The sequence below is a fragment of the Shigella flexneri 2a str. 301 genome (genome assembly GCF_000006925.2).
GTDB lineage: Bacteria > Pseudomonadota > Gammaproteobacteria > Enterobacterales > Enterobacteriaceae > ECMA0423.
The window spans coordinates 1,325,142-1,351,498 of record NC_004337.2; the positions used below are offsets into that span (position 1 = coordinate 1,325,142).

Below are 26,357 nucleotides of genomic sequence, written 5' to 3' on the forward strand. Positions count from 1 at the left end.
CAAAATTCCGTCGTGCTATAGCGCCTGTAGGCCAAGACCTGTTAACTCAGTCACCTGAATTTTCGTGAACAGAGTCACGACAAGGGGTTGATATCCGCAGAGAGCGAGTCCATATCGGTAACTCGTTGCCAGTGGAAGGTTTATCAACGTGCGACGCATTCCTGGAAGAATCAAATTAGGTAAGGTGAATATGGGTAAAGCTCTTGTCATCGTTGAGTCCCCGGCAAAAGCCAAAACGATCAACAAGTATCTGGGTTGTGACTACGTGGTGAAATCCAGCGTCGGTCACATCCGCGATTTGCCGACCAGTGGCTCAGCTGCCAAAAAGAGTGCCGACTCTACCTCCACCAAGACGGCTAAAAAGCCTAAAAAGGATGAACGTGGCGCTCTCGTCAACCGTATGGGGGTTGACCCGTGGCACAATTGGGAGGCGCACTATGAAGTGTTGCCTGGTAAAGAGAAGGTCGTCTCTGAACTGAAACAACTGGCTGAAAAAGCCGACCACATCTATCTCGCAACCGACCTTGACCGCGAAGGGGAAGCCATTGCATGGCACCTGCGGGAAGTGATTGGTGGTGATGATGCGCGCTATAGCCGAGTGGTGTTTAACGAAATTACTAAAAACGCGATCCGCCAGGCATTTAACAAACCGGGTGAGCTGAATATTGATCGTGTTAATGCCCAGCAGGCGCGTCGCTTTATGGACCGCGTGGTGGGGTATATGGTTTCGCCGCTGCTGTGGAAAAAGATCGCTCGTGGTCTGTCTGCCGGTCGTGTGCAGTCGGTGGCGGTCCGCCTGGTGGTAGAGCGTGAGCGTGAAATTAAAGCGTTCGTACCGGAAGAGTTCTGGGAAGTCGATGCCAGCACGACTACGCCATCTGGTGAAGCGTTGGCGTTGCAGGTGACTCATCAGAATGACAAACCGTTCCGTCCGGTCAACAAAGAACAAACTCAGGCTGCGGTAAGTCTGCTGGAAAAAGCGCGCTACAGCGTGCTGGAACGTGAAGACAAACCGACAACCAGTAAACCTGGCGCTCCTTTTATTACCTCTACGCTGCAACAAGCTGCCAGCACCCGTCTTGGTTTTGGCGTGAAAAAAACCATGATGATGGCGCAGCGTTTGTATGAAGCAGGCTATATCACTTACATGCGTACCGACTCCACTAACCTGAGTCAGGACGCGGTAAATATGGTTCGCGGTTATATCAGCGATAATTTTGGTAAGAAATATCTGCCGGAAAGTCCGAATCAGTACGCCAGCAAAGAAAACTCACAGGAAGCGCACGAAGCGATTCGTCCTTCTGACGTCAATGTGATGGCGGAATCGCTGAAGGATATGGAAGCAGATGCGCAGAAACTGTACCAGTTAATCTGGCGTCAGTTCGTTGCCTGCCAGATGACCCCAGCGAAATATGACTCCACGACGCTGACCGTTGGTGCGGGCGATTTCCGCCTGAAAGCACGCGGTCGTATTTTGCGCTTTGATGGCTGGACAAAAGTGATGCCTGCACTGCGTAAAGGCGATGAAGATCGTATCTTACCGGCAGTCCATAAAGACCATGCTCTGACGCTCGTTGAACTAACACCAGTTCATCACTTTACCAAGCCGCCAGCCCGTTTCAGTGAAGCATCGCTGGTTAAAGAACTGGAAAAACGTGGTATCGGTCGTCCGTCTACCTATGCGTCGATCATTTCGACCATTCAGGATCGTGGCTATGTGCGAGTAGAAAATCGTCGTTTCTATGCGGAAAAAATGGGCGAAATCGTCACCGATCGCCTTGAAGAAAATTTCCGCGAGTTAATGAACTACGACTTTACCGCGCAGATGGAAAACAGCCTCGACCAGGTGGCAAATCACGAAGCAGAGTGGAAAGCTGTACTGGATCACTTCTTCTCGGATTTCACCCAGCAGTTAGATAAAGCTGAAAAAGATCCGGAAGAGGGTGGTATGCGCCCGAACCAGATGGTTCTGACCAGCATTGACTGCCCGACTTGTGGTCGCAAAATGGGGATTCGCACAGCGAGTACCGGGGTATTCCTTGGCTGTTCTGGCTATGCGCTGCCGCCGAAAGAGCGTTGCAAAACCACCATTAACCTGGTGCCGGAAAACGAAGTGCTGAACGTGCTGGAAGGCGAAGATGCTGAAACCAACGCGCTGCGCGCAAAACGTCGTTGCCCGAAATGCGGCACGGCGATGGACAGCTATCTCATCGATCCGAAACGTAAGTTGCATGTCTGTGGTAATAACCCAACCTGCGACGGTTACGAGATCGAAGAGGGCGAATTCCGCATTAAAGGTTATGACGGCCCGATCGTTGAGTGTGAAAAATGTGGCTCTGAAATGCACCTGAAAATGGGGCGTTTCGGTAAATACATGGCCTGCACCAACGAAGAGTGTAAAAACACACGTAAGATTTTACGTAACGGTGAAGTGGCACCACCGAAAGAAGATCCGGTGCCATTACCTGAGCTGCCGTGCGAAAAATCAGATGCTTATTTCGTGCTGCGTGACGGTGCTGCCGGTGTGTTCCTGGCTGCCAACACTTTCCCGAAATCGCGTGAAACGCGTGCGCCACTGGTGGAAGAGCTTTATCGCTTCCGCGACCGTCTGCCGGAAAAACTGCGTTATCTGGCCGATGCGCCACAGCAGGATCCGGAAGGTAATAAGACCATGGTTCGCTTTAGCCGTAAAACCAAACAGCAATATGTCTCTTCGGAAAAAGACGGAAGGGCGACTGGCTGGTCAGCATTTTATGTTGATGGCAAATGGGTTGAAGGAAAAAAATAACCTTTAATTCTGTCAGGTTTTTATAAACAAAGGGTCGCGAAAGCGGCCCTTTTTTATTGCATATTATTTTTTCTTCACACCTATACACTAAGGCTATAAATGATATAGTGGTTATAGTTAGCACCTTTTTTATTATTAAATCGTATTAGTCACCCGCCAGGTGTGACGAAAAAACGATGTTCTGATGGCGTCTAAGTGGATGGTTTAACATGAAATTACAACAACTTCGCTATATTGTTGAGGTGGTCAATCATAACCTGAATGTCTCATCAACAGCGGAAGGACTTTACACATCACAACCCGGGATCAGTAAACAAGTCAGAATGCTGGAAGACGAGCTAGGCATTCAAATTTTTTCCCGAAGCGGCAAGCACCTGACGCAGGTAACGCCAGCAGGACAAGAAATAATTCGTATCGCTCGCGAAGTCCTGTCGAAAGTCGATGCCATAAAATCGGTTGCCGGTGAGCACACCTGGCCGGATAAAGGCTCGCTGTATATCGCCACCACGCATACCCAGGCACGCTACGCGTTACCAAACGTTATCAAAGGCTTTATTGAGCGTTATCCCCGCGTTTCTTTGCATATGCACCAGGGCCCGCCGACACAAATTGCTGATGCCGTCTCTAAAGGCAATGCCGATTTCGCTATCGCCACAGAAGCGCTGCATCTGTATGAAGATTTAGTGATGTTACCGTGCTACCACTGGAATCGGGCTATTGTAGTCACTCCGGATCACCCGCTGGCAGGCAAAAAAGCCATTACCATTGAAGAACTGGCGCAATATCCGTTGGTGACATATACCTTCGGCTTTACCGGACGTTCAGAACTGGATACTGCCTTTAACCGCGCAGGGTTAACGCCGCGTATCGTTTTCACGGCAACGGATGCTGACGTCATTAAAACTTACGTCCGGTTAGGGCTGGGGGTAGGGGTCATTGCCAGCATGGCGGTGGATCCGGTCGCCGATCCCGACCTTGTGCGCGTTGATGCTCACGATATCTTCAGCCACAGTACAACCAAAATTGGTTTTCGCCGTAGTACTTTTTTGCGCAGTTATATGTATGATTTCATTCAGCGTTTTGCACCGCATTTAACGCGTGATGTCGTTGATGCGGCTGTCGCATTGCGCTCCAATGAAGAAATTGAGGTCATGTTTAAAGATATAAAACTGCCGGAAAAATAATTTCTTGCGTTATTTTCGGCACCTTTTATGTAGCGAAGGTGCCGGAATATATTCTCTTTTGTTACTTATTTCTATACCGTGCACAATATTTTTATCCCTCATATTTATAGGGTAAATTACCTGTAAAGTAGTGTCTAATTACCCGCCTCGCAAATTCCAGTTTTCAAATATCTATTTCAGGTCAAAAGATTGAATTATTCACTGGAGACGATTCGTAAATTCGCTGGATTTTTGACTAAAGTTTCTTTAGGATTTGTCTCATCGTATGATTAATTACACCAATCATTCAACGTCTTGCTGATAAGTGATGGCGATTATATGAGGTTAGCAATGCCTTCTGGAAATCAGGAACCCCGCCGTGATCCTGAATTAAAACGTAAAGCCTGGCTGGCGGTTTTTCTTGGTTCTGCACTTTTCTGGGTGGTTGTCGCACTGCTGATTTGGAAAGTGTGGGGATAACTATGGTCGGTCAGGAGCAACTGGAGTCGTCACCATTATGCCAGCATAGTGACAATGAACCAGAAACGAAACGGGAATGTTCCGTCGTTATTCCAGACGACTGGCAACTAACATCGCAGCAGCAAGCCTTTATAGAACTGTTTGCTGAAGATGATCAGCCGAAACAATAATTATCATCATTCTTATTACCCATTTTTAATGAATTAAAGGGCTTTTAATACACCGCAGCAATAACAGCTTGAGTTATCTCAACACAAAATAATAACCGTTAAGGGTGTAGCCTATGATCAACACAAATATGAAATATTGGTCCTGGATGGGCGCGTTTTCTCTGTCGATGCTCTTCTGGGCCGAACTCCTCTGGATCATTACTCACTGATCCTTGACCCCGCTGCGGCGGGGTTGTCATTTGCTTTGCCACAAGGTTTCTCCTCTTTTATCAATTTGGGTTGTTATCAAATCGTTACGCGATGTTTGTGTTATCTTTAATATTCACCCTGAAGAGAATCAGGGCTTCGCAACCCTGTCATTAAGGAGGAGCTATGTCGTCAACCCTACGAGAAGCCAGTAAGGACACGTTGCAGGCCAAAGATAAAACTTACCACTACTACAGCCTGCCGCTTGCTGCTAAATCACTGGGCGATATCACCCGTCTACCCAAGTCACTCAAAGTTTTGCTCGAAAACCTGCTGCGCTGGCAGGATGGTAACTCAGTTACCGAAGAGGATATCCACGCACTGGCGGGATGGCTGAAAAATGCCCATGCTGACCGTGAAATTGCCTACCGCCCGGCAAGGGTGCTGATGCAGGACTTTACCGGCGTACCTGCCGTTGTTGATCTGGCGGCAATGCGCGAAGCGGTTAAACGCCTCGGTGGCGATACTGCAAAGGTTAACCCGCTCTCACCGGTCGACCTGGTCATTGACCACTCGGTGACCGTCGATCGTTTTGGTGATGATGAGGCATTTGAAGAAAACGTACGCCTGGAAATGGAGCGCAACCACGAACGTTATGTGTTCCTGAAATGGGGAAAGCAAGCGTTCAGTCGGTTTAGCGTCGTGCCGCCAGGCACAGGCATTTGCCATCAGGTTAACCTCGAATATCTCGGCAAAGCAGTGTGGAGCGAATTGCAGGACGGTGAATGGATTGCTTATCCGGATACACTCGTTGGTACTGACTCGCACACCACTATGATCAACGGCCTTGGCGTGCTGGGGTGGGGCGTGGGTGGGATCGAAGCAGAAGCCGCCATGTTAGGCCAGCCGGTTTCCATGCTTATCCCGGACGTAGTGGGCTTTAAACTTACCGGAAAATTACGTGAAGGTATTACCGCCACAGACCTGGTTCTCACTGTTACCCAAATGCTGCGCAAACATGGCGTGGTGGGGAAATTCGTCGAATTTTATGGTGATGGTCTGGATTCACTACCGTTGGCGGATCGCGCCACCATTGCCAATATGTCGCCAGAATATGGTGCCACCTGTGGCTTCTTCCCAATCGATGCAGTAACCCTCGATTACATGCGTTTAAGCGGGCGCAGCGAAGATCAGGTCGAGTTGGTCGAAAAATATGCCAAAGCGCAGGGCATGTGGCGTAACCCGGGCGATGAACCGATTTTTACCAGTATGTTAGAACTGGATATGAATGACGTTGAAGCGAGCCTGGCAGGGCCAAAACGCCCACAGGATCGCGTTGCACTGCCCGATGTACCAAAAGCATTTGCCGCCAGTAACGAACTGAAAGTGAATGCCACGCATAAAGATCGCCTGCCAGTCGATTATGTTATGAACGGACATCAGTATCAGTTACCTGATGGCGCTGTGGTCATTGCTGCGATAACCTCGTGCACCAACACCTCTAACCCAAGTGTGCTGATGGCCGCAGGCTTGCTGGCGAAAAAAGCCGTAACTCTTGGCCTCAAGCGGCAACCGTGGGTCAAAGCGTCGTTGGCACCGGGTTCGAAAGTCGTTTCTGATTATCTGGCAAAAGCGAAACTGACACCGTATCTCGACGAACTGGGGTTTAACCTTGTGGGATACGGTTGTACCACCTGTATTGGTAACTCTGGGCCGCTGCCCGATCCTATCGAAACGGCAATCAAAAAAGGCGATTTAACCGTCGGTGCGGTGCTGTCCGGCAACCGTAACTTTGAAGGCCGTATCCATCCGCTGGTTAAAACTAACTGGCTGGCCTCGCCACCGCTGGTGGTTGCCTATGCGCTGGCGGGAAATATGAATATCAACCTGGCTTCTGAGCCTATCGGCCATGATCGCAAAGGCGAGCCGGTTTATCTGAAAGATATCTGGCCATCGGCACAAGAAATTGCCCGTGCGGTAGAACAAGTCTCCACAGAAATGTTCCGCAAAGAGTACGCAGAAGTTTTTGAAGGCACAGCAGAGTGGAAGGAAATTAACGTCACACGATCCGATACCTACGGTTGGCAGGAGGACTCAACCTATATTCGCTTATCGCCTTTCTTTGATGAAATGCAGGCAACACCAGCACCAGTGGAAGATATTCACGGTGCGCGGATCCTCGCAATGCTGGGGGATTCAGTCACCACTGACCATATCTCTCCGGCGGGCAGTATTAAGCCCGACAGCCCAGCGGGTCGATATCTACAAGGTCGGGGTGTTGAGCGAAAAGACTTTAACTCCTACGGTTCGCGGCGTGGTAACCATGAAGTGATGATGCGCGGCACCTTCGCCAATATTCGCATCCGTAATGAAATGGTGCCTGGCGTTGAAGGGGGGATGACGCGGCATTTACCTGACAGCGACGTAGTCTCTATTTATGATGCTGCGATGCGCTATAAGCAGGAGCAAACGCCGCTGGCGGTGATTGCCGGGAAAGAGTATGGATCAGGCTCAAGCCGTGACTGGGCGGCAAAAGGACCTCGTCTGCTTGGAATTCGTGTGGTGATTGCCGAATCGTTTGAACGAATTCACCGTTCGAATTTAATTGGCATGGGCATCCTGCCGCTGGAATTTCCGCAAGGCGTGACGCGTAAAACGTTAGGGCTAACCGGGGAAGAGAAGATTGATATTGGCGATCTGCAAAATCTACAACCTGGCGCGACGGTTCCGGTGACGCTTACGCGCGCGGATGGTAGCCAGGAAGTCGTACCCTGCCGTTGTCGTATCGACACCGCGACGGAGTTGACCTACTACCAGAACGACGGCATTTTGCATTATGTCATTCGTAATATGTTGAAGTAACAAGTATTTGCTTGCCGGTTATTTTGCTTCCGGCAAGCAAATGAATTACACGATGCAAGAGGGTTATTTGTTCAGCAAATGGCCCATTTTCTCGGCTTTGGTATCGAGATAATGTTCGTTATTGGGGTTACGACCTACAATCAATGGTACGCGTTCAACAATATTAATCCCTGCTTCGGTCAGAATTTCGACTTTTTTCGGGTTATTGGTTAACAAGCGGACTTCATTGACGCCAAGGAGTTTGAACATATCAGCGCAAAGAGTGAAGTCGCGCTCATCAGCGGCGAAGCCTAACTGGTGGTTAGCCTCTACGGTATCGTAACCTTGATCCTGCAGTGCGTAAGCGCGGATTTTATTCAGCAGACCAATGTTACGACCTTCCTGACGGTGATACAGCAAAATACCACGGCCTTCCTCGGCAATTTGCGTCAATGCCGCTTCGAGCTGGAAGCCACAATCGCAGCGCAAGCTGAACAGGGCGTCACCGGTCAGACATTCGGAATGGACGCGCGCAAGTACCGGGGTATGCCCGGAAATATCGCCATAGACTAGCGCAACATGATCGTGTCCGGTTGCCAGTTCTTCAAATCCCACCATCAGGAAATCGCCCCATGGGGTTGGCAGTTTGGCTTCTGCCACACGTTTAAGCTGCATGAAATTCTCCAGATAATGCTGGTTCTGTATTGGCTTATTTTGCCATAACGAGAAGGGGTTCACCTAATCACGACGCGTCGATCGTTCACGGAATGGCACAAATCTGTCAATTTTTCTTGGAACTGGCATTTTCAGTTATGATTGTGGGACTTATCAAAAAGGAGAGGCCATGCGTTCGATTGCCCGACGTACCGCAGTGGGAGCTGCACTATTGCTTGTCATGCCAGTAGCCGTATGGATTTCTGGCTGGCGTTGGCAACCTGGAGAACAAAGTTGGCTACTAAAAGCGGCTTTTTGGGTTACTGAAACTGTCACCCAGCCCTGGGGCGTCATTACACATTTGATTTTGTTCGGCTGGTTTCTCTGGTGTCTGCGTTTTCGCATTAAGGCTGCCTTTGTATTATTTGCCATTCTGGCGGCGGCAATCCTTGTTGGACAAGGCGTTAAATCCTGGATCAAAGACAAAGTACAGGAACCACGACCTTTTGTTATCTGGTTGGAAAAAACACATCATATTCCGGTTGATGAGTTCTACACTTTAAAGCGAGCAGAACGCGGAAATCTAGTAAAAGAACAGTTGGCTGAAGAGAAAAATATTCCACAATATTTGCGTTCACACTGGCAGAAAGAGACGGGGTTTGCCTTTCCTTCCGGTCACACGATGTTTGCTGCCAGTTGGGCACTGCTGGCCGTTGGTTTGCTGTGGCCGCGTCGGCGAACGTTAACCATTGCTATCTTGTTGGTCTGGGCAACGGGAGTCATGGGAAGCCGCCTGCTGCTCGGGATGCATTGGCCACGCGATCTGGTGGTAGCTACGTTGATTTCGTGGGCGCTGGTGGCGGTGGCAACGTGGCTTGCGCAACGAATTTGTGGGCCATTAACACCACCTGCGGAAGAAAATCGCGAAATTGCACAACGAGAACAAGAAAGTTAACGCTGGTTGATTTTCCGAATTTAGGCCTTAAATCATCAACAATGCGCGTGGATGCCATTTCGCAGACGGCGCGAAAATGGTACTTTAAAGGGCTATTGCGGTAAGTTGACCATAATTTATTCGCTCTAACCACATAACGGGAAGTAATGTGAAATATTTACTCATTTTCTTACTGGTGTTAGCGATCTTCGTGATTTCGGTCACGTTGGGTGCGCAGAACGATCAACAGGTGACGTTTAATTATCTGTTAGCGCAAGGGGAGTACCGTATTTCCACATTGCTGGCGGTATTGTTTGCTGCGGGGTTTGCTATCGGTTGGTTGATTTGTGGCCTGTTCTGGCTGCGAGTTCGTGTTTCCCTGGCGCGCGCTGAACGTAAAATAAAGCGACTGGAAAACCAGCTTTCACCCGCGACTGACGTGGCTGTAGTGCCGCACTCGTCAGCGGCGAAGGAATAACTTTCTATGCTGGAGTTGTTGTTTCTGCTTTTGCCTGTAGCCGCTGCCTATGGCTGGTATATGGGCCGCAGAAGTGCGCAACAAAACAAGCAAGATGAAGCCAACCGCTTGTCGCGTGATTACGTAGCGGGGGTTAACTTCCTGCTTAGTAATCAACAGGATAAAGCGGTAGACCTGTTTCTCGATATGCTTAAAGAGGATACAGGCACCGTTGAAGCCCACCTTACGCTCGGAAACCTGTTCCGTTCGCGTGGCGAAGTTGATCGCGCTATTCGCATCCATCAGACCCTAATGGAAAGCGCCTCGCTGACCTATGAACAGCGTCTGTTGGCGATTCAACAACTGGGGCGTGATTACATGGCCGCCGGGTTATACGACCGCGCGGAAGACATGTTCAATCAGCTGACCGATGAAACTGACTTCCGCATTGGCGCGCTGCAACAGTTGCTACAAATCTACCAGGCTACCAGTGAGTGGCAGAAAGCAATTGATGTTGCCGAACGCCTGGTGAAGCTGGGTAAAGATAAACAGCGCGTCGAAATTGCCCATTTCTACTGTGAGTTAGCCCTGCAGCATATGGCCAGCGACGATCTCGATCGTGCCATGACCTTGCTAAAAAAAGGGGCGGCGGCAGATAAAAACAGCGCCCGCGTATCCATCATGATGGGACGCGTGTTTATGGCGAAAGGAGAATACGCCAAAGCCGTCGAAAGTTTGCAACGCGTCATATCCCAGGACAGAGAACTGGTCAGCGAAACGCTGGAAATGTTGCAAACCTGCTATCAGCAGTTGGGTAAAACTGCCGAATGGGCAGAATTCCTGCAACGCGCGGTGGAAGAGAACACCGGTGCCGATGCTGAATTGATGCTTGCTGATATCATCGAAGCGCGCGACGGTAGTGAGGCTGCACAGGTCTATATTACACGCCAGCTTCAGCGTCATCCGACCATGCGTGTATTCCATAAGCTAATGGATTACCACTTAAATGAAGCGGAAGAAGGGCGCGCCAAAGAGAGTCTGATGGTGCTGCGTGACATGGTTGGCGAGAAGGTGCGTAGTAAGCCTCGTTATAGCTGCCATAAATGTGGTTTTACCGCATACACCCTCTACTGGCATTGTCCGTCTTGTCGTGCCTGGTCAACTATTAAACCGATTCGCGGTCTTGATGGCCTGTAATTTTTAAAAAAATCCGACTTTAGTTACAACATACTAGTTATTGATGTCCCATTGTGCTCCGGCAACGACGGAGCAGAAAAAGCCTGCTAGGGGAAAAATCGCAACTGTTAATTTTTTATTTTCACGGGTAGAATGCTCGCCGTTTACCTGTTTCGCGCCACTCCCGGTGCCCATCATCAAGAAGGTCTGGTCATGACGTTAACTGCTTCATCTTCTTCCCGCGCCGTTACGAATTCTCCTGTGGTTGTTGCCCTTGATTATCATAATTGTGATGACGCGCTGTCCTTTGTCGACAAGATCGACCCACGCGATTGTCGTCTGAAGGTCGGTAAAGAGATGTTTACATTGTTTGGGCCACAGTTTGTGCGCGAACTTCAACAGCGTGGTTTTGATATCTTTCTTGACCTGAAATTCCACGATATCCCCAACACTGCAGCGCACGCTGTCGCTGCTGCAGCTGACTTAGGCGTGTGGATGGTGAATGTTCATGCCTCCGGTGGGGCGCGTATGATGACCGCAGCGCGTGAGGCACTGGTTCCGTTTGGCAAAGATGCACCGCTTTTGATTGCTGTGACAGTGTTGACCAGCATGGAAGCCAGCGACCTGGCCGATCTTGGCGTGACACTGTCACCTGCAGATTATGCAGAACGTCTGGCAGCACTGACGCAAAAATGTGACCTTGATGGTGTGGTGTGTTCTGCTCAGGAAGCTGTGCGCTTTAAACAGGTATTCGGTCAGGAGTTCAAACTGGTTACACCGGGCATTCGTCCGCAGGGGAGTGAAGCTGGTGACCAGCGCCGCATTATGACGCCAGAACAGGCGTTGGCGGCTGGTGTTGATTATATGGTGATTGGTCGCCCGGTAACGCAATCGGTAGATCCAGCGCAGACACTGAAAGCGATCAACGCCTCTTTACAGCGGAGTGCATGATGAGTGATTCCAACAGCCGTCTGGTCTACTCAACGGAAACCGGGCGTATTGATGAGCCCAAAGCGGCCCCAGTACGCCCTAAAGGCGATGGAGCGGTGCGTATTCAGCGTCAGACCAGTGGACGTAAAGGTAAGGGCGTTTGCCTGATTACCGGTATCGATCTCGATGATGCCGAACTGACAAAACTTGCAGCGGAACTGAAGAAAAAATGCGGCTGCGGCGGAGCAGTTAAAGATGGAGTTATTGAAATCCAGGGCGATAAGCGTGATTTATTAAAATCACTACTTGAAGCGAAAGGGATGAAGGTAACACTCGCAGGCGGTTAACATAAAAAGCCACGGATATATCCGTGGCTTTCGAAATATTTTACTGTGTGTATTATTCAGTTATTTCGTACTGAACAGAATCAAGCGTATTATAATTGCGAGTCGATAATCGACATTTATTTACGATTATTTACCGACCTGGTGACCAATAACACCACCGACAGCTGCACCACCTAATGTACCCAACGTACTGCCATCGGTCAGTACTGCACCGCCTAATGCCCCTGCACCCGCGCCGATTGCGGTGTTGCGGTCCCGTTTAGACCAGTTAGAACAGGCACTCAGAGACATTGCCAAAGTAATTGCCAGAACAGCCGCGGTCATTTTTTTGCTCGTTACAAACATAATACTCTCTCCTGAATTTATGATTCACGGAAGTAAGCTCTCTATAACTATAATAGCTAAGAATAAGCCTGGTGAAATTATTCCGTGAAATCTGCTCGCGCGCAGGGTTATATCACGCAGGTGATAATTACTTCCTGTTATATCGCTGATAATAATTTTATATCTTGAGAGTGTTAATAACAGGTAAATAGTCTTAATTATCAACCAGGAATCATCTTAGAGCGGATGATTTGCCAAACTGCAAATCATCCGTAGAGAAGGGAAATGGTTAAATGTCAACGACGTGAACGGTGAGTTTACTGTGCTCAAGATGCATCAGATCGCTGGCGCGTATTTTCGAATCGGTAATCACGCGATTGAATCGCTCAACGGGACCGATGGAGTATGAATGTACAGCACCAAATTTCGAGCTGTCAGTCAGGACTATCGCTGGGGACTCTTTTTCCAGCACGGCATTGACCACATCGGTGCGCATCATATCGCGACCGGTGAATCCAGTTTCAGGTTGCCAGCCATCAATACCAATAAATGCTTTGCTGAAATGTACCTGCTGGATGCACTGGCGTGTCAAAGGGCCAACCATACTTTCGCTTTTTTTCTGGTACACGCCACCGAGCAAAATGACTTCACAAGGCGCGTCTTTCAGCAAATGCGCGATGTAGCTGCTGACCGTGATGATAGTGACATTTTTCTTCTGCTCCCCCAGAGTCCGGGCGAGCAGGGCATTGCTGCTGCCATTTTCGATAAAGATGGTTTCGCCCGGTTGAACCAGTGACGCGGCAAACTCGGCGAGTTCACGCTTCAGCGTATAGTTGCTCATCATACGGGTTTCGACGTCATCACTATCAAGCGAAACTGCAAAGCCATGTGCACGGCGGAGGTAACTCAGTTTTTCGAGGGTGTTGAGATCCTGGCGAATGGTAACTTCAGAAACTCCAGTGGCTTTTGCCAGATCGGTTACGCTAACCTGACCCTGGTCAATGACCATCTGTAGAATAGTTTGTTGTCGGGAATTCATCGCTGTAATTCTTATAACGTTATAATACTAAATAAAAAAATACTGACGCGCCGGGCATCCTCAAATAGGAAAACCTGAAGGCACGATTGTTAAATCTCCCACGGTGTCTTCGGGATGTCTGGCGTAGATTCAGCAACCTGGCGCAAGAGTTCTGCTTTAAGTATCTCGAGATTATGGATCGCAGAGTGGTAATCGCCTGCCACAAGGATATCTAACACAATATCAATACGTTCGGCAACGCGCTGGGCATCAAATTCAGACATCAAGGACATCCTTATAGCAAAAGGGGGAAAATGAATAATGCAAAAATTGCCGCTAAAAGAGAAGTGTTTAACAGCAACGGCTAATTATCATCCAGGAATACGATATATAATGACGGGATATAGCGCTAAGTATATATATTCATCTACTTATGCGCGCTTCAGATAGCGTTTATACCAGCGTTCGAAGGCGACGGCGGGCATCGGTTTGGCAAACAAAAATCCTTGCCGCTCATTGATCCCGTTCTTGGTTAAAAAAGCATCTTCCTTTGCACTCTCTACACCTTCGGCGATCACCTGAAGATTCAATGCCTGGGCCACAGCGACGATCGCCCGGACCAGTGACTGCGAGACAGGTTGTTTGTGAATATCTCGAACAAAAACCTGGTCAAGTTTGATGGCATCGATCGGAAAGCGCGCCAGTTGCGAAAGTGAAGAGTAGCCGGTACCAAAATCATCCAGATGCACTTGCGCACCTAGTTGGCTAAATTGTTGAATAACAGACAGTGCCAGTTCATCATTCTCAATCAGACAACTCTCTGTCAGTTCAACATCTATAGGGCAGTATTCAAAATTGAGTTCCTGGAGAACCTGTTTCAGGGCGGTGAAAATGGTTTGATCGGCGAGCTGACGTGCAGAAATATTTACCGCCACTCGCAGGTTTATGCCTTTATCCCGCCACTTTGCCACCTGGCGTACGACATCGAGAATCACCCAACGGCCTAAAGGCACAATTAGCCCTGACTCTTCGGCGTAGGAAATGAAGTCCAACGGTGGAATCAACCCACGTTCAGGTGACTGCCAACGTACTAGTGCTTCCAGACTGCGCACTTCGCCACGCTAGGTGATTTTCGATAACCAACTGATCGTTTTCCAGTGCTTTACGCAAGTTGGTATCCAGCCAGAGATATTCAAATACCCGCTGATTCATTTCTGGAGTAAAAACGCAAAATTGTCCTCGTCCGCCTTCCTTCGCTGTGTACATTGCTGTGTCGGCGTGACGAATAATAGTCGCGCTGTCCGAACCATGTTCGGGAGAGAGCGAAATACCTACTGAACAGCTGGTATAAACTTCAATTAAACCAATACGAAAGGGGAGGCGTAAGCGGGTCAAAATTCGTGATGCCATTGCTTCCAGCGCGCTTTGTGAGGTATTGGATGCCAGTACCAGAAACTCATCGCCACCTGGACGCGCCAACACCTGGTCATGTTCGAGACAGCTTAAAATAGCCAATGACACGTCGCGTAATAACTGGTCACCAAACAAATGCCCATAGGCGTCGTTGACCTTTTTAAAATTATCCAAATCAAGATACACAACCCCAACTTTATTGTTATCTGCCTGATTAATAGCGTGATCGATTAACTCCTGCATTGCGTTACGATTCGGCAGTCCGGTGATACTGTCGGTATTTGCCAGAATACGCAGTCGCTCCTGAGTGCGGCGCTCTTCGGTAATGTCGGTACCGGAACAGATTAAAAAAATCTCGTTTTTGCCACTGCCGCTGTGGACAAATTTATTGCGAAACAGAAACAGCCGCTGGCCTTTACGTGTTGGTATCCACAGTTCGACTTCATATGCATTGCCGCTTCGAAAAAATACACGGTTATTGCGCCTGGATGCCGCAGCTTCACGACGGCTCATAAACAGTTTAAACACGCTTTACCCAATGACGTCGTGTTCTTTCAACCCTGTGTAATCTTCACATAACCGATTGAAGCGTTGGATATTCCCCCGGCTGTCGAGAATCACTATTGCGGAATGTGCTTCAGAAACTACCTGCTCAGCAAAGGAAAGCCCGTGTGATAAATCACGAGCAACCGCCGGTGTGTCATGCCATGCAGACGCGTTGCCAGCCCATTCCCGTTTATTGATTTTTCGTCCTACCAGATGCACAGAAAGATCGCTTTCATCGACGGTCAGACTCATCATCAGGCTGGAGGTGATGACCGTCATTTCCCTGATGCGAGCAGCCTGTTCGGCAGATAACTGCAATGTACGATCAGGTTCTGTGGTTTTGGTGGTAGAAAAGCGCAAAGCATCGCTGCTTTCCGTCAACCGCCAGTATGGATTGTGCGATCCGAGAAAGTTGTACAACGTTGTGGACTCCCTAACGGTTTTCATGATGCATATCCTCCGGTTAACAGCGGAGTCCGCGGTTAAATAAAAGGAACAACATGACTTACATGAAATTAACGGCGGCTAAACGCATTGTTTTTTTATATATTTATTTGTAATCCAGTTTTGGAAAAACGCCAGTTTTCAAACGAAAGTCAGTTAAAAAATCTGCCTGGATATAACGAAGGTAGAGCGGGGAAATAAACGGCCCATCCATGAGGAATGGGCCGTGAAAGGAGATTACGCGACCGGGCGCGCAATAATGCTGCGGGTTTCCATGCGGACTTCGGCAATGGTGACGTCAATAACGTCAGTTACTTTGTAAACCGTTTCACCTTTAATTTGTACAGTGCCGTTTTCCTGGCTGCAAACCAGTTCATCGCGCACAGCGTGTAAGAAAGGTGCCGGAATAAAGGCGATAGCGCCGTTATCAACCAAACGCACACGCATGCCGCCACGGCTGATATCGACAATTTCCGCCGCGAAACGGGTGCCGGTCCCGGCTTTATCTTTCAGGAAGCGTGCGTATAACCAGTCGCCAACATCACGTTCTGCCATCCGGTTGAGACGGCGACGTTCGGCCATTTGGACAGTGATTTCATCCTGCGGACGCGTCGCAGTTTCGCCTTTGATAACCGCTTTCAGCAGACGGTGGTTGATCATGTCGCCATATTTACGGATCGGCGAAGTCCAGGTGGCGTATGCTTCCAGACCGAGGCCAAAGTGAGGACCGGGTTCAGAGCTAATTTCAGCAAATGACTGGAAGCGACGAATGCGGCTGTCGAGGAAACCAGTTGGTTGCGCATCCAGTTCACGACGCAGTTTGCAGAAACCGTCCAGCGTGAGCACTTCTTCGGCATCGACATGCAGACCGTGCGTTTTCAGCAACGCTGCCAGCGCGTCGGCATTCGCCGGATCAAAGCCCATATGCACGTTATAGATGCCAAAACCGAGCTTATCGCGCAGTACGCGGGCCGCACAAATGTTAGCGGCAATCATCGCTTCTTCGACGATACGGTTGGCAATGCGACGAGGCTCGGCGACGATATCCAGCACTTCACCTTTTTCACCGAGAATAAAGCGGTAATCCGGGCGATCTTTAAACACCAGTGCGTGGTTATGACGCCACTCGCCGCGGCGTTGGCAAATTTGCGCTAGCAAACGGACTTGTTCGGCAATTGCTTCACTTTCAGGCTTCCAGTCACCGGTATTTTCCAGCCAGTCAGAAACCTGGTCATACACCAGCTTCGCTTTGGATTCGATGGTGGCGGCAAAGAATTCGATATTATCTTCAATGGTGCCATCAGCGGAGAGCGTCATGCGGCATGCCAGTACCGGGCGGACTTCATTGGCGCGCAGTGAGCAGAGATCGTCAGAAAGCTCGCGAGGCAGCATAGGGATGTTGAAGCCAGGCAGATAGTTGGTGAATGCGCGAATTTTCGCGGCTTTGTCCAGCTTGCTGCCTTCAGCAATCCACGCGGTTGGATCGGCAATCGCCACAATCAGCTGAAGTTTGTCATCCGGCAGCGCCTTAGCGAAAAGGGCGTCATCCATATCTTCAGTGCTGGCACTGTCGATGGTGACAAAATCCAGCGAGGTCAGATCTTCACGAACCAGACCTTCATCGAGCATTTCGGTAGCGACGCCGTCTGGTGCTTCTTTTTCCAGATTATGGCGCGCAAGGGTAACCCACCACGGTACAAAGTGGTCGTCACCAAAAGTGATGTATTGTGTCAGTTCAGCATAGAAAGAACGATCGCCTTTCAGCGGATGACGGCGCATTTCGGCAACCGCCCAGTCGCCTTCTTTAAACTCGTGGTTCAGGCCACGGGCTGCGCGGCAAGGAATGGCGTCTTTTAAAAGTGGATGATCAGGAACGATGGTCAGACGGTCATTTTTGCCCTGAACTTTACCCACGAAACGAGTCAGGAACGGTTCAACCAGTTCTTCTGGCTCTGCGGATTCACGTTCTTTTTCACTGTGGATCACCGCGATAATTCGGTCGCCATGCATGACTTTTTTCATCTGCGGCGGCGGAATGAAATAACTTTTTTGTGCGTCGACTTCCAGGAAGCCAAAGCCTTTTTCTGTGGCTTTTACCACCCCTTCAGCGCGTGGCGTCTGGGAATGCAGTTGCTGTTTAAGCTGCGCTAGCAGCGGGTTGTCCTGAAACATAATTGTCTATTTTGGTGGCCATTAGAGCGGCTGACAGTTTTACGCGAATCTGTCTGACGCGGCAAGGTTAATATGTCTCACCCAACGCGATTTTTAAGCGATTTATCCAGCCACACAGCCCGCTCCATACCAGCAGATTAATAATCTGCGTTGATGATTTTTCGTGTTCGAGTAAAGGGCTGAACTGGGCGGCGCTAAAGCGATCGGGTGCTCGGGTCAGCCATTGTATCGCCTGAACGGTAGCGCGCTCAACAGAATGACGGTCAGCCCATCGGTTAATTTCATTTTCGCCCTTGCGCAGAAGGGTGCTGATTTTTTTATATTCATTTGATGAATCCATACAGGTGGAAAAACAAGCAGGACTGCCATTTATACGCGCGCATAACAACGCCGCAAGCTGATTATCCGGCTGTGCATTGACCCGTGTGCTGTTTAACAACTTTTCGAGAAGGGAAAGTGAAATAGGGTGGAGAGAGAGTGTTTCGGCCAGTTGGCAAAGTTCTGCAGTTGAACTTTTTGTGTGCTCTTCAGGTAGTTTTTCCACCTCATAGCTGCTTCGCCAGCGTATTGATTCATCAGCAAACAGTGACGCGTCGGCGTAGTTTTGTATCGCCAGCCCGGGTAACCAGCGTACCGGATGCCCGAGATAAGCCTGAAATGTCGCAATTGTCCGCGCCTGAAAGCCAATAAAACCAATGATTTGGTTAATGATCACACAGTCCCAGACAGTAAGACCGACGTCATTCAGATGCTGGCGCGATCGGTTGTCGATAATAGAAGGCGAGCTAGCCAGTTGGCGGGCATATTGCGTGATTTGTGCCAACCGATGATTACTTTCCCTGGAGGAATCAGGTCCGGGGAGCGGCGTAAGTCGCGCCGAATAGTAGTTACATAACCGCTGGACGCCGCAAACCTGAGCAACCGTCAGGGCCGTCGACAAGCGTTCATAAGCGGTGAAGGTTTGTGAACGGGTCACGGTAAGCTGGTCAGGGAACAACTCCACTGCAAGAACGCGCGCAGGGACCAGCCATGAAAGGAAGGGGGCCAGCGTCTCTTCATCAAGGATCACGTCGAGCAGAAAGGGATCGCTGACCTTTGCGGCTTCCGGGACCAGAGGCAGAACGTCATACTCCGTAGTACTGGATTGCGTTTCATGATACCAGTGGCTTTTGCCGGTGATGTGGCGTTGTTCCATGGGCGCTCCTTGGTCGTAAAGGAAATCGTTATCCTGACGCAAGGCGGGAAGGGGAGAAAGACGGATCGGCGATAACAAATATCAGAAAGGTATAACAGAGATAACGGGCGGCAGAACGCCGCCCATCTTTACCAACAGAACGATTATTTCAGTTCGAGTTCGTTCATTGCAGCGATGCTGAAACCGCCGTCAACGTGGACTACTTCACCGGAGATACCGGCAGAGAGATCGGAGCACAGGAATGCCGCAGAGTTACCCACATCTTCAATAGTAACTGTACGGCGAATCGGGGTAACGGCTTCGCAATGAGCCAGCATTTTGCGGAAGTCTTTGATACCGGAGGCCGCCAGAGTACGGATCGGACCAGCAGAGATGGCGTTAACACGCACACCTTCCGGACCCATCGCGTTCGCCATATAGCGCACGTTCGCTTCCAGAGACGCTTTTGCCAGACCCATAACGTTGTAGTTCGGGATAGCGCGCTCAGCGCCAAGGTAGGAAAGGGTCAGCAGGGCAGAACCCGGATTCAGCATGGAGCGGCAAGCTTTTGCCATTGCAACGAAGCTGTAGGAGCTGATGTCGTGGGCAATTTTGAAGCCTTCACGGGTAACGGCGTTAACATAGTCACCATCCAGCTGATCGCCAGGTGCAAAACCAATAGAGTGTACGAAACCGTCAAATTTCGGCCAAACTTTCCCCAGTTCAGCGAACATGGTGTCGATGCTGGCATCTTCTGCAACATCGCACTGCAGAACGATGTCAGAACCCAATTGAGCGGCAAATTCTTCTACGCGGCCTTTCAGTTTGTCGTTCTGGTAGGTGAATGCCAGTTCAGCTCCTTCGCGGTGCATCGCCTGAGCGATACCGTAGGCGATGGACAGTTTGCTGGCAACACCGGTTACCAGAATGCGCTTACCGGAAAGAAAACCCATAGCTTTAATCCTTATTGTTGATGCTTGTTGTGCCTGAAAATCAGGCGATTCGTCGTTTTAGTAAACAGTACGAACAGATAAACGGTTATTATAATCAACCTGGCTGTGAGTAGCTATAGTTACCAGGTCCGACCGGAGCAGGCTGCGGCAGGGGGGGCGCTTTTCCCCTTACCCTAACCCTCTCCCCAGAGGGGCGAGGGGACCATATTGTGCAAATATTGTTACCCCAGCAACAAACAGGCTCATACAGCCCCTAACCCTTTTATGGCGATGGCTGGGATGGTTCAGACCTTGCCGAATATTCTCCAGCACTGTCTCCATGTTTTCACCACAACAGCTATTCGGCTCGGTCGGCCCCCTCGCCCTTTCAGGGTGAGGGTGACCGGCGGTTCAGTTCCTGCAGAATAATCTCCAGCACCGCCTCCTCATTACAATCAATCTCGTTATTCCAGAAACGCAGCACGGTCCAGCCCTGCGACTCAAGCCAGCTAGTGCGCCTGGTATCATAGGCAACTGCCAAATCATGCTGCCCACCATCCAGCTCAACGACTACGCGCGCCGAGCAGCAAGCAAAATCGAGAATGTAGCTCCCCACCGGATGTTGACGGCGAAATTTGAAATCACCAAAACGTCGGCTGCGAAGATATCGCCAGAGCTTTCGTTCCTGCAAAGTGAGATTGCGTCTTAAATCACGCGCATTTGATTTTATTTTATCCATCACCTCATTCTGACAAGATTTAATCTCTTGTCAGAATGAGGTGAATAATCTGGAAGGAGGATTCAGAAAATTAGCGATCTTTACGCCACGCATCCGCTGTCAATGCTTCGCCAAAGTGCCCGGCAATCAGCCGTTTGGTGAGTTCATGCAGCGGCGATGCCAGCACATCCGCGGTGCTGCCTCGCTCGACAACCTCGCCCTGATGCATCACCAGCACCTGGTCGCTAATGTGCTTCATCATTCCGATATGCTGGGTAACATAAATATACGAAATGCCCTGTTTTTCCTGTAACTCCAGCATCAGATTAATCAACTGCGAACGCATTGACATATCCAGTGAAGCGAGGGCTTCATCGGCAATAATGACTTTTGGGCGCAATATCAGCGCGCGCGCCAGACCCAGACGCTGTTTTTGTCCGGGTGCCAACATATGCGGATAGTAACTGACGTGATCCGGTAGCAGCCCAACCATACGCATCGTTTCAATAATCTGTTTGCGACGCTGTTCCGGTTCCAGGTCGGTGTTCAGGCGCAGTGGAAAATCCAGAATTTGTGAGATACGTTGACGGGGATTCAACGAGGTCGAAGGATCCTGAAAAATCATGCGAATACGCTGACTACGGAAGGAATAATCGCCAAAATGCAGCGGATGATCGTCAATCAATAACTCGCCGCTGGTAGGTTCTATCATTCCCGCCAGCATTTTTGCCAGTGTGGATTTACCCGAACCATTCTCGCCAATAATCGCCAGTGTCTGGCCTTCACGTAGCGTAAAGCTCAAGGGTTTTACCGCTTCTACGGTCTGACGACGAAACCAACCGGTCCGGTAGCGGAACGTTTTACTTAAATTACGCACTTCAAGCAGCGTTTCGATCATCTCACTCTTTCTCCATGTTCAGCGGGAAATGACAGGCATAGAGATGATTTTTCGCCCCCGTCAAACGTGGCGTCACAATGCATTCTCGTTGTGCATACGGGCAACGTGGCCCCAGACGACAACCAATCGGTAACTGTTCCAGCAATGGGATAGCGCCGGGTAGAGTATTGAGGCGACTTTTATGCGGCATCGCGCTGCCGAAGTCTGGTATCGCGCGGATCAGCGCCTGGGTATAAGGATGATGTGGCATCGTCACCAACTCCTTACTCGGCGCGGTTTCCACTGTTTGACCGCAGTAAAGCACGTTAATTTTATCCGCCCATTGGCTAAGCATTTGTAAGTCATGGCTGATAAGCAAAATAGTGGTATTGCTGTTTTGGTTGAGACGCGTCAGCAGGCGAAAGATTTGCGCCTGGGTTGTTGGCTCCATTGAGTTTGTCGGTTCGTCAGCAATCAGCAGACGCGGTTGATTCGCCAGTGCAATGGCTATCATCACTTTCTGACATTCACCTTCGGTCAACTCATAGGGAAAACTGCGCATCGCATCTTTGTGATCTTTAATCCCCACGCGGTGCAGCAGTTCAATGGCACGGCGTTTGCGCCAGCCAAAACGCTGCCACCAACGGCCTTTATAGGTCCAGGCTGGGATGTTTTGCATCAACTGGCGACCCACACGTTCTGAAGGGTCAAGACACGACTGCGGTTCCTGGAAAATCATCGACACGTTATGGCCAACCAGTTTGCGCCGTTCGCGTGCGGAGAGACGCAGCAAATCGATATCATCAAAACGCATACGGTCAGCAGTAACACGCCAGTTATCTTTATTCACCCCACAAATCGCTTTCGCAATCAAACTCTTGCCGGAACCGGATTCACCAACAAGACCGCGGATTTCACCTTCGGTTAAGGTCATACTTACCCGGTCGACGGCTTTAACCCACTCATCACCGGTTTTAAATTCAATGGTCAGGTTACGAATATCGAGTAATGGCATTATTCCACCCCCGCAATAATCGCACGACGAACGCCATCGCCAAGGAGGTTAACCAACAACACGCTAATCATAATTGCCGCACCTGGCAGCATGACAGTCCACGGGGCGACATAAATCAGTTCCAGCGCATCACCGAGCATCGCTCCCCATTCAGGCGAGGGGAGTTGTGCGCCGAGATCGAGAAAGCCCAGCGCGGCGATATCGAGAATTGCCATCGACAGTGCGCGGGTGATCTCGGTGACCAGCCCGGCGGTGATGTTTGGCATCACAGCAAACCAGAGAATATTCAGCGTTGATGCGCCATCCAGACGGGCGGCGATAACGTACTCTTTTTCCAGTTCGTCATGCACCATGCTGTAAATCGAACGTACCATACGCGGCAGCAATGCCAGCCAGACAGCAAACATAGCGTGGGACAAACTCGGTCCGGCAAACGCTACAACGATAATTGCCAACAGCAGCGAAGGGATCGCCAGTAAGGTATCCAGAATATGGTTAAGCACCGCTGAGCGGAGGCCGTGTGTCGCCCCGGCGAAGGTGCCCAGTACCAGGCCACAGATCGTCGCGGCAAGCGTCACCACAAATGCGCCACCCACGGTTGGCGCAGCTCCGCTCAGTAAACGGCTTAAAACATCACGTCCGAGGTCGTCAGTCCCCAGGAAGAAAGAAACTTCGCCATAGCGCGACCATGATGGCGGCAATAATTGATAACCGAGAAATTGCTGGTCGATGCCGTAAGGCGCAAACCAGCCGCCAAAAATACACAGTACAGCCAGTCCCGCGCAGCCGTACAGGCCGACCATCGCAGAGGCGTCACTATAAAATTTGCGCCAGGCGGTACGCAGCGTGCCCGGCGGGCGCTTTTCGCTGTATACGCTATCGTAAGGCATACCATTCCTTATGTTTCAGAGGGTTAGCCATGGCACCCAAAATATCAGAAATCACGTTAACAATAATGACCAGTGAGCCACACACCATCACTCCGGCGGAAATGGCTGCGTAATCCTGCTGGCGGATGGCGTTAATTAACCAGCGCCCTAAACCCGGCCAGCTAAAAACCATTTCGGTGATCATCGCCAGCGTCAGCATGGTGGAAAACTGTAAGCCCAGGCGAGGAATAACCGGCGGTAACGCGTTATGCAGAACGTGGCGACGCAAAATAGTAAAGCGCGACAAACCGCGGGTCGCCGCCGCTTTTACATAGTTCTGGTCATACACTTCAATAGTGCTGATACGCATCAGGCGGATCACTTCAGTTGTTGGCGCAACCGACAGGGTGATCACGGGCAATATCATATGGCGGATTGCGCTCATGATCATTTCATCCCGCCATGGTGAGTCCGAAAGCCAGGCATCAATCAACGCAAAACCGGTAATCGGTTTCACTTCGTAGAGCAGATCGAAACGCCCTGAAACGGGCAACCAACCTAGCGTGAGTGAACAAAACAGTGTCAACAGAAGCGCCAGCCAGAACACCGGGATTGAAAAGCCCAGTAAGGCGATGGCGTTGATCAAGTTATCCTGCCACTTATGGCGCGTAATCCCGGCAATCATCCCCACGGGGATGCCAACAATCAGCGCAAAACCGAAGGCGAGGATGCACAGTTCTATCGTCGCCGGGAAGAGCTCTTTTAACTGTTCGGCAATTGGTTGACCGTTAATGCTGGAAACACCAAAATCCCAGTGGATCAGGCCATTAAACCAGAACACCCAGGCATTCCACAGTGACGCGCCTTGTAACGGCGCGTGTGGAGTGAAATAGCTCAAGCTGAAGCCAACGAAGGTCAGCAGGAACAAGGTGACAATCAATAACAAAATGCGGCGTAAGGTGAAGATAATCATGGTTTTTTCACCTCATCCTGTTTCTCGCGATACACCCCAGCAAAGGAGGCGTTACCAAACGGGCTAAGTACCAGACCTTTGATATCGTACCGATAGGCCTGCAAACGCAATGACGACGCCAGCGGCAGAATAGGTAATTCCTGCGCCAGAATACTCTGCGCTTCGTCATAGGCTTCAATACGCGCTGCCAGCTGCTGCGAGGAGAGCGCCTTACGCAACACGCTGTCGAATTTCGGATTGCACCAGTGGGCGAGGTTGGTCTGTGAATGAATTGCCGCGCAGCTCAGTAACGGACGGAAGAAACTGTCCGGGTCGTTACTGTCCGTCGCCCAACCGGATAACGTCAGATCATGGCTCATATCCATCAACCGCGCCTCCTGAAAGCGACCTTCTACCGGCACAATCACCACTTTTACGCCAACCTGCGCCATATCCGCCTGAATCAGTTCGGCAGTTTTCAGTGGACTGGGGTTCCACGCCTGCGAACGTGTGGGCACCCACAGTTTCAGCGTTAAGTTTTCCAGCCCCAACGCCTTCAACTGTTCGCGCGATTTCGCCGGATTGTATTCAGTAATTTTAGCCTCGTTGTCATAGGCCCACGAGGCGCGCGGTAAAATAGAGGCCGCCGTTTCAGCCGTACCATAATAGATGGATTGCATCAGGCGCTGGTTATTAATCGCCAGTGCCAGTGCATGGCGGACAGCGGGATTATTTAGCGGCGGTTTGGCGGTGTTAAATGCCAGATAGGCGACGTTCATCCCAGGACGCAGCGTTAAACGCAAGCGCGGGTCGTCACGCAAAATGGATAGCTGGCTGGCAGCAGGCCAGGCCAGAACGTCGCATTCCCCGGTCAGGAGTTTCGACAGACGTCCGGTGCCGCCGGAGCCTAAATCCACCACTACCTGCGGCATTAACGGTTTACCGCGCCAGAAGTCATCATGACGTTGTAGGCGAATAAATTGCCCGGCGCGGTATTCCGACAACTGATACGGACCGGTGCCGACCGGTTGACGGTCGAGTTGCTCCTGGCGATCTTCTTTCTCTAACTTCCGGGCATATTCTGCCGACATGACCGAAGCATAATGGGTTGCGAGGTGCCACAAAAAAGAAGCATCCGGCTGGGCGAGTCGGAACTCAACGGTATGATTATCCAGTTTGCGGACGCTTTTCACGTTATCGGCAAATTGCAGGCTGTCGAAGTAGGGGAAGTTGCTGCCGTTGACGTTATGCCACGGGTTGTTGCGGTCAAAAATTCGCTGGAAGGTAAACACCACATCGTCGGCATTCATTTTACGAGTGGGAGTAAACCAGTCGGTTTTTTGAAACGGAACATCGCGACGCAGGTGGAAGCGATAGGTCGCGCCGTTGTCGAGTACTTCCCAGCTTTCGGCAAGTTCCGGCATCAGGCGATAGGTATAGGGATCGACATCCAGCAGTCGATCATAAAACTGGGCGGCAAGGGTATCGACAATTAACCCACTGCTCGCTTTGGATGGGTTAAAGGTGTTGACTTGCCCGCTGACGCAATAGACAAAACCGCTGTCGCGGATATCAGCATGCGGGGGGGATTCAGGCGCGGCGATTGCCTGACCACTCACAAGTCCAGCAATCACCAAAAGAGACGATAATACCTGGCGCATAATATTAAGGGATTTTATGTAAAGAGGCTATCTTACTAATATTTAATGACATTTGCCATTACCGTTTGTGTTCAGGGGTCGTAATGAGGGCCGTGTGGTTGGTCGTTGAACAGGTG

General features: G+C 50.3%; 23 protein-coding genes, 1 pseudogene and 1 other annotated feature. Of the genes and pseudogenes, 10 read left to right on the top strand and 14 right to left on the bottom strand.

All coding sequences use genetic code 11. The features are described 5' to 3' along the window. The first annotated feature begins 190 nt into the window (after nt 1-190). The 5 genes from topA to acnA all read left to right on the top strand — a co-directional run bounded on the left by topA (nt 191) and on the right by acnA (nt 7,649). The gene (gene topA / locus SF1276; protein NP_707181.2) at nt 191-2,788 is read left to right on the top strand and encodes a DNA topoisomerase I subunit omega; all 2,598 of its coding nucleotides are present in this window, start codon (nt 191-193) and stop codon (nt 2,786-2,788) included. 209 nt (nt 2,789-2,997) lie between these two features. After that, entirely contained in the window at nt 2,998-3,972 is a 975-nt protein-coding gene (gene cysB, locus SF1277; RefSeq protein ID NP_707182.1) for a transcriptional regulator CysB, read from the top strand. A gap of 294 nt (nt 3,973-4,266) precedes the next feature. Next, the gene (locus tag SF1278) at nt 4,267-4,431 is read left to right on the top strand and encodes a hypothetical protein (RefSeq protein NP_707183.1); all 165 of its coding nucleotides are present in this window, start codon (nt 4,267-4,269) and stop codon (nt 4,429-4,431) included. Then, complete coding sequence (gene yciX, locus SF1279) at nt 4,413-4,601, top strand: hypothetical protein (protein NP_707184.1); 189 nt, start codon at nt 4,413-4,415, stop codon at nt 4,599-4,601. The genes SF1278 and yciX overlap by 19 nt, the downstream gene beginning before the upstream one ends. Nucleotides 4,602-4,973: 372 nt before the next feature. Continuing rightward, nucleotides 4,974-7,649 (top strand): aconitate hydratase 1, encoded by a 2,676-nt coding sequence (acnA, locus tag SF1280; RefSeq protein NP_707185.1) that lies wholly within the window; start codon nt 4,974-4,976, stop codon nt 7,647-7,649. 63 nt (nt 7,650-7,712) lie between these two features. Here acnA and ribA read toward each other — a convergent pair whose 3' ends face one another. Beyond that, nucleotides 7,713-8,303 (bottom strand): GTP cyclohydrolase II, encoded by a 591-nt coding sequence (ribA, locus tag SF1281; RefSeq protein ID NP_707186.2) that lies wholly within the window; start codon nt 8,301-8,303, stop codon nt 7,713-7,715. Nucleotides 8,304-8,472: 169 nt separating this feature from the next. Between ribA and pgpB the strand changes: the two genes are divergently transcribed. The 5 genes from pgpB (at nt 8,473) to yciH (ending at nt 12,126) form a co-directional block, all read left to right on the top strand. After that, on the top strand, nt 8,473-9,237 hold the full coding sequence (pgpB, locus tag SF1282; RefSeq protein ID NP_707187.1) for a phosphatidylglycerophosphatase B: 765 nt from the start codon (nt 8,473-8,475) through the stop codon (nt 9,235-9,237). Nucleotides 9,238-9,385: 148 nt separating this feature from the next. After that, the gene (gene yciS, locus SF1283; protein ID NP_707188.1) at nt 9,386-9,694 is read left to right on the top strand and encodes a hypothetical protein; all 309 of its coding nucleotides are present in this window, start codon (nt 9,386-9,388) and stop codon (nt 9,692-9,694) included. A 6-nt stretch (nt 9,695-9,700) separates the two neighbouring features. After that, entirely contained in the window at nt 9,701-10,870 is a 1,170-nt protein-coding gene (gene yciM, locus SF1284; protein NP_707189.1) for a hypothetical protein, read from the top strand. A gap of 192 nt (nt 10,871-11,062) precedes the next feature. Continuing rightward, nucleotides 11,063-11,800, top strand: a complete 738-nt coding sequence (gene pyrF / locus SF1285; RefSeq protein ID NP_707190.1) for an orotidine 5'-phosphate decarboxylase — start codon at nt 11,063-11,065, stop codon at nt 11,798-11,800. Next, nucleotides 11,797-12,126 (top strand): translation initiation factor Sui1, encoded by a 330-nt coding sequence (gene yciH / locus SF1286; RefSeq protein NP_707191.1) that lies wholly within the window; start codon nt 11,797-11,799, stop codon nt 12,124-12,126. Before pyrF ends, yciH begins: the two co-directional genes overlap by 4 nt. A gap of 126 nt (nt 12,127-12,252) precedes the next feature. Here yciH and osmB read toward each other — a convergent pair whose 3' ends face one another. The 13 genes and pseudogenes from osmB to sapA all read right to left on the bottom strand — a co-directional run bounded on the left by osmB (nt 12,253) and on the right by sapA (nt 26,241). Further along, nucleotides 12,253-12,471, bottom strand: a complete 219-nt coding sequence (gene osmB / locus SF1287; protein ID NP_707192.1) for a lipoprotein — start codon at nt 12,469-12,471, stop codon at nt 12,253-12,255. Between the two features lie 268 nt (nt 12,472-12,739). Continuing rightward, entirely contained in the window at nt 12,740-13,489 is a 750-nt protein-coding gene (locus tag SF1288) for a DeoR family transcriptional regulator (RefSeq protein NP_707193.1), read from the bottom strand. An 89-nt stretch (nt 13,490-13,578) separates the two neighbouring features. Continuing rightward, entirely contained in the window at nt 13,579-13,761 is a 183-nt protein-coding gene (locus tag SF1289; protein NP_707194.1) for a hypothetical protein, read from the bottom strand. A 138-nt stretch (nt 13,762-13,899) separates the two neighbouring features. After that, nucleotides 13,900-15,874, bottom strand: a sequence feature (Similar to Escherichia coli K12 conserved hypothetical protein gi: 1787541 (662 aa). BLAST with identity of 98% in 658 aa. This CDS contains deletion. The sequence has been checked and is believed to be correct.). Further along, nucleotides 13,900-15,874: pseudogene (gene yciR, locus SF1290) on the bottom strand. (Overlaps the previous feature by 1,975 nt.) A 234-nt stretch (nt 15,875-16,108) precedes the next feature. Beyond that, nucleotides 16,109-18,043: an exoribonuclease II gene (gene rnb / locus SF1291; RefSeq protein ID NP_707195.1), complete on the bottom strand. Its 1,935-nt coding sequence runs from the start codon at nt 18,041-18,043 to the stop codon at nt 16,109-16,111. Between the two features lie 67 nt (nt 18,044-18,110). Further along, complete coding sequence (gene yciW / locus SF1292; protein NP_707196.2) at nt 18,111-19,238, bottom strand: oxidoreductase; 1,128 nt, start codon at nt 19,236-19,238, stop codon at nt 18,111-18,113. Nucleotides 19,239-19,381: 143 nt separating this feature from the next. Continuing rightward, the gene (fabI, locus tag SF1293; protein ID NP_707197.1) at nt 19,382-20,170 is read right to left on the bottom strand and encodes an enoyl-ACP reductase; all 789 of its coding nucleotides are present in this window, start codon (nt 20,168-20,170) and stop codon (nt 19,382-19,384) included. 367 nt (nt 20,171-20,537) lie between these two features. Further along, entirely contained in the window at nt 20,538-20,891 is a 354-nt protein-coding gene (gene ycjD / locus SF1294; RefSeq protein NP_707198.1) for a hypothetical protein, read from the bottom strand. Nucleotides 20,892-20,958: 67 nt separating this feature from the next. Beyond that, the gene (sapF, locus tag SF1295; RefSeq protein ID NP_707199.1) at nt 20,959-21,765 is read right to left on the bottom strand and encodes an antimicrobial peptide ABC transporter ATP-binding protein SapF; all 807 of its coding nucleotides are present in this window, start codon (nt 21,763-21,765) and stop codon (nt 20,959-20,961) included. A gap of 1 nt (nt 21,766) precedes the next feature. Further along, nucleotides 21,767-22,759 (bottom strand): antimicrobial peptide ABC transporter ATP-binding protein, encoded by a 993-nt coding sequence (sapD, locus tag SF1296; RefSeq protein ID NP_707200.1) that lies wholly within the window; start codon nt 22,757-22,759, stop codon nt 21,767-21,769. Continuing rightward, on the bottom strand, nt 22,759-23,649 hold the full coding sequence (gene sapC / locus SF1297; RefSeq protein ID NP_707201.1) for an antimicrobial peptide ABC transporter permease SapC: 891 nt from the start codon (nt 23,647-23,649) through the stop codon (nt 22,759-22,761). Before sapC ends, sapD begins: the two co-directional genes overlap by 1 nt. Continuing rightward, complete coding sequence (gene sapB / locus SF1298; protein ID NP_707202.1) at nt 23,636-24,601, bottom strand: antimicrobial peptide ABC transporter permease SapB; 966 nt, start codon at nt 24,599-24,601, stop codon at nt 23,636-23,638. The genes sapC and sapB overlap by 14 nt, the downstream gene beginning before the upstream one ends. Continuing rightward, on the bottom strand, nt 24,598-26,241 hold the full coding sequence (sapA, locus tag SF1299; RefSeq protein ID NP_707203.1) for an antimicrobial peptide ABC transporter substrate-binding protein SapA: 1,644 nt from the start codon (nt 26,239-26,241) through the stop codon (nt 24,598-24,600). The genes sapB and sapA overlap by 4 nt, the downstream gene beginning before the upstream one ends. Nucleotides 26,242-26,357: the final 116 nt, after the last annotated feature.